General features: G+C 71.4%; 6 protein-coding genes. 4 read left to right on the top strand and 2 right to left on the bottom strand.

Annotated features, from left to right (window positions below):
• Window positions 1-91: 91 nt before the first annotated feature.
• On the bottom strand, window positions 92-979 hold the full coding sequence (gene panB, locus ABZ622_RS31850) for a 3-methyl-2-oxobutanoate hydroxymethyltransferase (protein ID WP_360549126.1): 888 nt from the start codon (window positions 977-979) through the stop codon (window positions 92-94).
• A gap of 179 nt (window positions 980-1,158) precedes the next feature.
• Between panB and ABZ622_RS31845 the strand changes: the two genes are divergently transcribed.
• From ABZ622_RS31845 to ABZ622_RS31830, 4 genes are all read left to right on the top strand, one after another.
• Window positions 1,159-2,775, top strand: a complete 1,617-nt coding sequence (locus ABZ622_RS31845; protein ID WP_360549124.1) for an MFS transporter — start codon at window positions 1,159-1,161, stop codon at window positions 2,773-2,775.
• Window positions 2,772-3,437, top strand: coding sequence for a TetR/AcrR family transcriptional regulator (locus ABZ622_RS31840; RefSeq protein WP_360549122.1), 666 nt, complete (start codon window positions 2,772-2,774; stop codon window positions 3,435-3,437). Before ABZ622_RS31845 ends, ABZ622_RS31840 begins: the two co-directional genes overlap by 4 nt.
• Before the next feature lie 241 nt (window positions 3,438-3,678).
• Window positions 3,679-4,713, top strand: coding sequence for an endonuclease/exonuclease/phosphatase family protein (locus ABZ622_RS31835; protein ID WP_360549120.1), 1,035 nt, complete (start codon window positions 3,679-3,681; stop codon window positions 4,711-4,713).
• Between the two features lie 187 nt (window positions 4,714-4,900).
• The gene (locus tag ABZ622_RS31830) at window positions 4,901-6,121 is read left to right on the top strand and encodes an MFS transporter (protein ID WP_360549118.1); all 1,221 of its coding nucleotides are present in this window, start codon (window positions 4,901-4,903) and stop codon (window positions 6,119-6,121) included.
• 97 nt (window positions 6,122-6,218) lie between these two features.
• Here ABZ622_RS31830 and ABZ622_RS31825 read toward each other — a convergent pair whose 3' ends face one another.
• The gene (locus ABZ622_RS31825; protein WP_360549116.1) at window positions 6,219-7,973 is read right to left on the bottom strand and encodes an NAD+ synthase; all 1,755 of its coding nucleotides are present in this window, start codon (window positions 7,971-7,973) and stop codon (window positions 6,219-6,221) included.
• Between the last annotated feature and the right edge of the window lie 9 nt (window positions 7,974-7,982).

Raw genomic sequence — 7,982 nt, 5'->3', positions numbered from 1 at the left:
CAACTCGCCCCGGAGCCGCTCGACATCCCCCAGTTTCACACCTCAAAGATGCCCACCACCAGGCAAGATCACTCAAGGTAACGAAGTACTACTAGTGGAAGGTGTGCTCGGCGGCCGGGAAGGCGCCGCCCACGACCTCTTCCGCGAACTCCTTCGCCGCGTCGCCCAGCACCTTGCGCAGGTTCGCGTACTGCTTGGTGAAGCGCGGCACCTTGCCGCCGGTCAGCCCGACCATGTCGGTGTAGACCAGCACCTGGGCGTCCGTGTCGGGGCCGGCACCGATGCCGACCGTCGGGATGTGCAGGGTGCGGGTGACCTCGGCGGCCAGCTCGGCCGGTACCAGCTCCAGCACCACGGCGAACGCGCCCGCGTCCTGCACGGCCTTGGCGTCGCGCAGCATCTGCTGGGCGGCCTCCTCGCCGCGGCCCTGCACCCGGTAGCCCATCGCGTTGACGGACTGCGGAGTCAGGCCGATGTGCGCCATGACCGGGATGCCGGCGTCGACCAGCAGCCGGATCTGCTCGTGGCTGCGCTCACCGCCCTCCAGCTTGACCGCGCCGACGCCCGACTCCTTGATCAGCCGGGTGGCGTTGCGCAGGGCCTGGACGGGGCCCTCCTGGTACGCCCCGAAGGGCAGGTCCGCCACGATCAGGGCACGCCTGGTGCCCCGTACGACAGCGGCGGAGAGGATCGCGATCTCGTCCATCGTGACGGGCACGGTGGTCTCGTAACCGAGGTGGCAGTTGCCCATGGAGTCGCCGACGAGCATGACCGGGATCCCGGCCTCGTCGAAGACGGACGCGGTCATCGCGTCGTAGGCGGTGAGCATGGGCCACTTCTCGCCGCGCTCGGTGGCGGCGGCGATGTCATGGATGGAGATGCGGCGGGTGCTCTTGCCTCCGTACAGCGCCTTGCTGCTGTCGGTGGGAGTACCCGCGGGGGTTGTTGCGGACTGATTCCGCGCAGCCTGAAGCGACATTGCCAACGGCTCCTTCGTCATCTCGAGGCGCCCTGACGGCGTCCCCGGACCGGTTCCATGGTGGCATCCCGCGGCGGTCCACGGGAAGTGGGCCCGCACACACCCTTGAACGGGGCTCCACCGGCGGACGCTTTCCAATACGAGACGGTCTCGTATCGAAATCGGATAAGCTCCGTTCCATGTCGATACCGTCCGGTGCTCGCGCCGACACGTCGCAGATCCCGGAGGCGGTCCACCGTCGCCGCTGGGCGATCCTCGTCGTCCTGATGTTCAGCCTGCTCATCGTCGTGCTGGACAACTCGATCCTGAACGTCGCGGTCAAGACCATCGCCAGCCCCGCACCCACCGGCCTGGGCGCCACCCAGAGCCAGCTGGAGTGGGCGATCAACACCTACACGCTCGTCTTCGCCGGACTCCTCTTCACCGCCGGGCTGCTCGGTGACCGCATCGGCCGCAAGAAGACGCTGCTCTTCGGCATCCTGCTCTTCGGCACCGGCTCCGCGCTGGCGGCCATGTCCGGCTCGCCCGCCCAGCTGATCACCTGGCGCGCCCTGATGGGCTTCGGCGCCGCGTTCGTCATGCCGGCCACCCTCGCCGTCCTGATGAACGTCTTCGAGCGCGACGAACAGCCCAGGGCCATCGGCATTTGGGCCGGCAGCGTCGGGGTGGCCATCGCGATCGGCCCGATCACCGGCGGGCTGCTGCTGGAGCATTTCTGGTGGGGCTCGATCTTCCTGGTCAACGTACCCGTGGTGATCGTGGCGCTGATCGCGATGATGCTGCTGGTGCCGGACTCCAGGGATCCGAACCCCGGCCGGATCGACCCGCTCGGCGTAGTGCTCTCCATCGTCGGCCTGGTGCTGCTGGTGTACGGCATCATCCGCGGCGGCCAGCTCGCCGACTTCGCCGACCCCGTGGTGCTCCTGTCGAGCCTCGGCGGCCTGCTCGTCCTGGCCGGTTTCGTCTGGCACGAGAAGCGCAGCACCCACCCGGCCATCGACATCTCGTACTTCAGGGAGCCGTCGTTCTCCGCCGCCGTCGCCGCCATAGCGCTGGTCTTCTTCGCGCTGATGGGGGTGACCTTCTTCTCCGCCTTCTACATGCAGAGCGTGCGCGGCTGGACCGCGCTGCAGGCGGGGCTGATGCTGCTGCCGCTGGCCGCCACCCAGATGATCTTCGCGCCCCGGGCCCGGCTGCTCGTCGACCGCTTCGGCGCGCGTGCCACCTGCACCGCGGGCATGCTGCTGGTCGCCGTCGGGCTGGCGGCTTTCGCGCTGTTCGACGACACCACACCGGTCTGGGTGCTGTGCCTGCTCTTCTTCGTCCAGGGCACCGGCATGGCACATGTGATGACACCGGTCACCGTCTCGGTGATGCAGGCGCTGCCCCGTGAGAAGGCCGGCTCGGGATCGGCCGTCAACAACACCTTCCGGCAGGTCGGCGGGGCGCTCGGGGTCGCCGTGCTCGGGTCGGTGCTCTCCACCGTCTACCGGGGCGACATCGAGGGCCACCTCGGCGCGCTCCCGGCCGGCGCCCGGGAGGCGGCGGGGGAGTCGATCGAGGCGACGCTCGGCATCGCGGACAGGATGGGCCCGGCGGGCGCCCCGCTGATCGCCTCCGCGAACGACGCGTTCCTGAAGGCCATGCACGTCACCGCCATCGGCTCGGCGACCATGGCCCTGGTGGGCGCCCTCGTGGTCGCGCTCTTCCTGCCGGGGAGGCCGCCCGCCGAGGAGGGCCCGGACGGGTCCGGCCGGGGCGACCGGCCGGTGCGCGCGGCGGGAGCGGGCCGATGAGACCGGCAACGCAGCAGGACGAGAGCTGGACCGGCGTACGGGCACAGACCCCGGCACCACGCCGGGGCCGGCCGCGCAGCGCGGCGGCCGAGCGGGCGATCCTGGACGCCGTCGTCGGGCTGCTGGAGGCCGGTGAGCCCCTGGCGGCCCTGTCCATCGAGCGGATAGCCCGGACCGCGGGGGTGGGCAAGGCGACCATCTACCGGCGGTGGAGCGGCAAGGAAGAACTCTTCGTCGACGTACTGAGGGACATGGAGCCGCCGGAGCCCGCGGTCTCCGGCACCGCCGGGCTCGACGACCTTCGACTGCTGCTGGACTCGCTGCGCAGGCGCGGCCTGGCCCAGCGCTCCTCGGTCCTGCTGCACAACGTCTTCGCGCAGATGAAGAGCCACCCCAAGCTGTGGGCGGAGTACCAGAGCAGTGTCATCGCGCCCCGCCGCGTCGCCATGCTGGCCGCCGTCCGGCGCGCGGTCGACGCCGGTGAACTCCGCGCCGACCTGGACGTGGGGCTGATGGACGACCTGTTCCTGGGGCCCATGCTCGTACGCACCATCCACCGGCCCGACGCGCCGCTGCCCGAGGATCTCGCCGACCGGATCGTCCAGGTCCTGGTCGAGGGCCTGGGCCCCGGCCGGGCCCCTCGTCCGCCCGGCGACGCCTGACGCTCCCGGACCCGCCCGAGTGTGATCGTTCTGTCACAAACCCCCGCGGACCCCGCGTGGCCGGAACCCGCCGGACCCCGCCCTTCGTCCTCGTGACAGTACGGCCGTCGTCGACGGCAGGAAACACGCCACGCATCGCCTAGGGTCTGTCCGGCGGATCAGGCCCGGGCCATGATCTGCCGGACAGGCCCTGGGGTCGAGGGCGCGGCGACATGCACGGCAAGGCAGTGAGGACAGCGCGATGGTGCAGGCGTACGGAGCGGACACCGGGAACGACCGTGCGGAGCCGGAACCGGAACGCGCCGGGACGGGATCCCGCCTCCGGGACCTGCGCGAGCGGTGGACCCGTGACCCGGGCATCTGGCGGCGCGGCATCGTGCTCGCCCTCTGTTCGGTGCTCATCACCCTGGTGATGGCCTTCCACTCGCAGATCCCGAACGCCATCGGCAACCTGGGCAGCCTCTCCGAGACGTTCCTGCCGTGGATCGCGGTGTTCGTCCCGGTGCTGCTGGTCCTGGGCCTGGTGCGCCGCTCGGCGACCGCGCTGATCGCCCTGCTGCTGCCGGTCGTGGTCTGGTTCAACGTCTTCGGCGGCCTGCTCACCGACAAGTCCGGCAGCGGCGGCGACCTCACCGTGGCCACCCACAACGTCAACGCCGACAACCCCGACCCCACGGGCACCGCCCGGCAGGTCGCGGCCTCCGGCGCCGATGTGATCGCCCTGGAGGAGCTGCCGAGCGGCAAGGTGGCGACGTACGAGGCGGCGCTCGCCGACCGCTTCCCGTACCACTCGGTGCAGGGCACCGTCGGCCTGTGGAGCAAGTACCCGATGAGCGCCACCCGGCCGGTCGACATCAAGATGGGCTGGACCCGGGCGATGCGCTCCACGGTGACCACCCCGAAGGGCGAGGTCGCCGTCTACGTGGCCCATCTGCCGTCCGTACGCGTCAAGCTGCACGCCGGATTCACCGCCAACCAGCGCGACGACAGCGCGGACGCCCTGGGCGAGGCCATCGCCGACGAACGGCTCGACAAGGTGATCCTGCTCGGCGACCTCAACGGCACGATGAACGACCGCTCGCTGAACGCGGTCACCGCCCAGATGCGCTCCACCCAGGGTGCGGCAGGCGACGGCTTCGGCTTCAGCTGGCCGGCCTCGTTCCCGATGGCCCGGATCGACCAGATCATGGTCAAGGGCATCGAGCCGAAGTCCTCGTGGACGCTCGGTGCGACCGACAGCGACCATCTGCCGATCGTGGCGCGGGTGGAGCTGTGACGCGGCGAGCCTGAGCCGTTCCGTCACCCCCGGCGAACGCTGACGAAACGGTCCGTTCACCCGGCGGAGCAAACCGTCTGAGAGAATTTGTTCCGTTTGGGAACCAAGGGCGTCCGGCGATGGAGCCGGCCCGGCCGCGCGCCGGTCCGCCCGGCTCCCCGGTTTCCCTGCGGAAAGGTCTCTTCACATGCCCCTGGCCCTGCTCGCACTCGCGGTGAGCGCCTTCGGCATAGGTACCACGGAGTTCGTGATGATGGGCCTGCTGCCCAATGTCGCGGACGACCTGGGCACCTCCGTACCCACCGCCGGCCACCTCGTCTCGGCGTACGCGATCGGTGTCGTGGTGGGGGCCCCGCTGCTCACCGCCGTCGGCTCCCGGATCCCGCGCAAGCGGATGCTCCTGCTGCTGATGGCCCTGTTCACGGTCGGCAACCTCGCCTCCGCGTTCGCCCCCGGCTTCGGCTGGCTGCTGGGCGGGCGGTTCCTCGCCGGGCTGCCGCACGGGGCCTTCTTCGGCGTCGGCGCGGTCGTCGCGGCCCGGCTGGTCCCCGAGGGGCGCCGGGCACGGGCCGTGGCCACCATGTTCCTCGGGCTCACCGTCGCCAACATCGTCGGCGTCCCGGCGGCCACTCTGCTCGGCCAGCACCTCGGCTGGCGGGCCACGTTCCTGGTCGTCGCGGCGATCGGGCTGTGCGCCGTGGCGGCGCTCGCCCGGCTCGTGCCGCAGGTGCCCGTCGACGCCCACCAGGGCCTGGGCCGGGAGCTGCGCGCCCTCGGCAACCGCCAGGTGCTGCTCGGCCTGCTCACGGCGGTGTTCGGCTTCGCCGGGGTCTTCGCCGTGTACTCCTACCTCTCGGCCATGACGACCGAGGCGATGGGCTTCGGCGAGTCGGCGGTGACGCCGGTGCTCGCGCTCTTCGGCATCGGCATGACCCTCGGCGCCCTCGCGGCGGGACCGCTCACCGACCGGGCGCTGCGGCCGACGCTGTACGGATCGCTCGGCGCGCTCGCCGTCGTCCTCGCGGTCTTCCCGTTCGCCGTCCACGTGCGGTGGGCCGCACTGGTACTGGTGGTGCTGCTCGGCGCGGTCGGCTTCATGACGACCACACCGCTCCAGATGCTGGTCATGAACAAGGCCAAGGACGCCCCGACCCTGGCGTCCGCCTCCAACCACTCCGCGTTCAACCTCGCCAACGCGGGCGGCGCGTGGCTGGGGGGCGTCGCGATCGCGGCGGGCTGGGGGTGGACCTCCCCGGCCCCGGTCGGCGCGGCCCTCGCGGTCGCGGGCCTGGCGGTGGCGGTCACGGCGGGCCTGCTGGACCGGGAACGCACACCGGGGGCGTCGAGGGTGGTGGCCCGTGCGGACGCGCGGCCCGTGCGGGACGACGCCCCGGTGGACGCGCGCTGAAACGCGACGGCGCGGGCGACCCGACTCCACCGGATCGCGCGCTGAAACGCGAAGGCGCGGCGACCCGACTCCACCGGGTCACCGCGCGTCGCCCCGCTCAGCCCGACTCGCGCCACCGGTTGGTGATCGGCAGCCGCCGGTCCTTGCCGAAGCCCTTCGGGGAGATCTTCGTGCCCGGCGGGTACTGCCGGCGCTTGTACTCGGCCGTGTCCACCATCCGCAGCGTCTTCGCCACCAGCGCCGAGTCGAAGCCGGCCGCGACGATCTCGTCCAGCCCCTGGTCCCGGTCGACGTACAGCTCCAGGATCCGGTCCAGTACGTCGTAGTCGGGCAGCGAGTCCGTGTCGACCTGACCCGGGCGCAGCTCGGCGCTGGGCGGCTTGGTGATGGACGCCTCCGGGATCGGCGGGATCTGCCCGCGCTCCTCGGCGGCCCGGTTGCGCCACTTCGCCAGGCGGAAGATCGTCGTCTTGTAGACATCCTTGATCGGGCCGTACGCCCCGACCGAGTCGCCGTACAGCGTCGAGTAGCCGACCGCCAGCTCGGACTTGTTGCCCGGCGCGAGGACGATCTGGCCCTCCTGGTTGGAGACGGCCATCAGCATCGTGCCGCGCAGCCGGGACTGGAGGTTCTCCTCGGCGAGACCGGTGAGCCCCAGCGAGCCCATGTACGCGTCGAACATCGGCTCGATCGGTACGGTGCGGAAGTTCAGCCCGGTACGGCGGGCCAGCTCGGCCGCGTCGCCCTTGGAGTGGTCCGAGGAGTACTTCGAGGGCATCGAGATGCCGTACACGTTCTGCGCGCCCAGCGCGTCGCAGGCGATGGCCGCGACCAGCGCCGAGTCGATCCCGCCGGAGAGCCCGATCAGCACACTGCTGAAGCCGTTCTTGGCGGCGTACGCCCGCAGTCCCACGACCAGCGCCGAGTACAGCTCCTCGTCGTCGTCCAGCCGCTCGGCGTAGCCCCCGGCCAGCTCCGCGGGGTACGCCGGGAGCGGCTCCCCGGAGAGCACCACGTGGTCGATCCGCAGCCCGTCGTTGACGACACCGGACGGCGGCTCGGCGGCGGCCGCCGGCAGCTCCAGGTCGAGCACGACGCTGCCCTCGGCGAACTGCGGGGCACGGGCGATCACTTCGCCGTCCCGGTCGACGACGATCGAGTCGCCGTCGAAGACCAGCTCGTCCTGGCCGCCGATCATCGCCAGGTACGCGGTGGTGCAGCCCGCCTCCTGGGCCCGCTTGCGGACCAGTTCCAGCCGGGTGTCGTCCTTGTCCCGCTCGTACGGCGAGGCGTTGATCGACAGCAGCAGCCCGGCGCCGGCGGCCCGCGCGGCCGGCACCCGGCCGCCGTCCTGCCAGAGGTCCTCGCAGATCGCGAGCGCCACATCGACGCCGTGCACCCGCACCACCGGCATCGAGTCGCCCGGCACGAAGTACCGGAACTCGTCGAAGACGCCGTAGTTGGGGAGGTGGTGCTTGGCGAAGGTCAGCGCGACCTGCCCGCGGTGCAGCACCGCGGCCGCGTTCCGCGGGGAGCCGGCCGGCTGGCCGTAGCGCGGCTGGGCCGTCTCGGAGCGGTCGAGGTAGCCGACCACGACCGGCAGCTCCCCGAAGCCCTCGGCGTCGAGCCGGGCGGCGAGCGCGCGCAGCGCCTGCCGCGAGGCCTCGACGAAGGACGAGCGCAGGGCCAGGTCCTCGACGGGGTAGCCGGTCAGCACCATCTCCGGGAACGCCACCAGATGGGCGCCCTGTTCGGCGGAGTGCCGGGTCCAGTGGACGATCGCCTCGGAGTTGCCGGCGAGATCGCCGACGGTGGAGTCGATCTGATTCAGTGCGAGACGTAGTTGAGGCACGCGCACCAG

This window comes from Streptomyces sp. NPDC007164 (assembly GCF_040634135.1).
Taxonomy (GTDB): Bacteria; Actinomycetota; Actinomycetes; order Streptomycetales; family Streptomycetaceae; genus Streptomyces; species Streptomyces sanglieri.
The sequence above is the reverse complement of the archived record's forward strand: the minus strand, read 5'-3'. Positions and strand labels throughout refer to the sequence as shown.

Excerpts from the sequence above, each read along its gene's own strand:
- panB (WP_360549126.1), bottom strand. The coding sequence starts at position 979 with ATGTCGCTTCAGGCTGCGCGGAATCAGTCCGCAACAACCCCCGCGGGT.
- ABZ622_RS31845 (WP_360549124.1), top strand. The coding sequence starts at position 1,159 with ATGTCGATACCGTCCGGTGCTCGCGCCGACACGTCGCAGATCCCGGAG.
- ABZ622_RS31840 (WP_360549122.1), top strand. The coding sequence starts at position 2,772 with ATGAGACCGGCAACGCAGCAGGACGAGAGCTGGACCGGCGTACGGGCA.
- ABZ622_RS31835 (WP_360549120.1), top strand. The coding sequence starts at position 3,679 with ATGGTGCAGGCGTACGGAGCGGACACCGGGAACGACCGTGCGGAGCCG.
- ABZ622_RS31830 (WP_360549118.1), top strand. The coding sequence starts at position 4,901 with ATGCCCCTGGCCCTGCTCGCACTCGCGGTGAGCGCCTTCGGCATAGGT.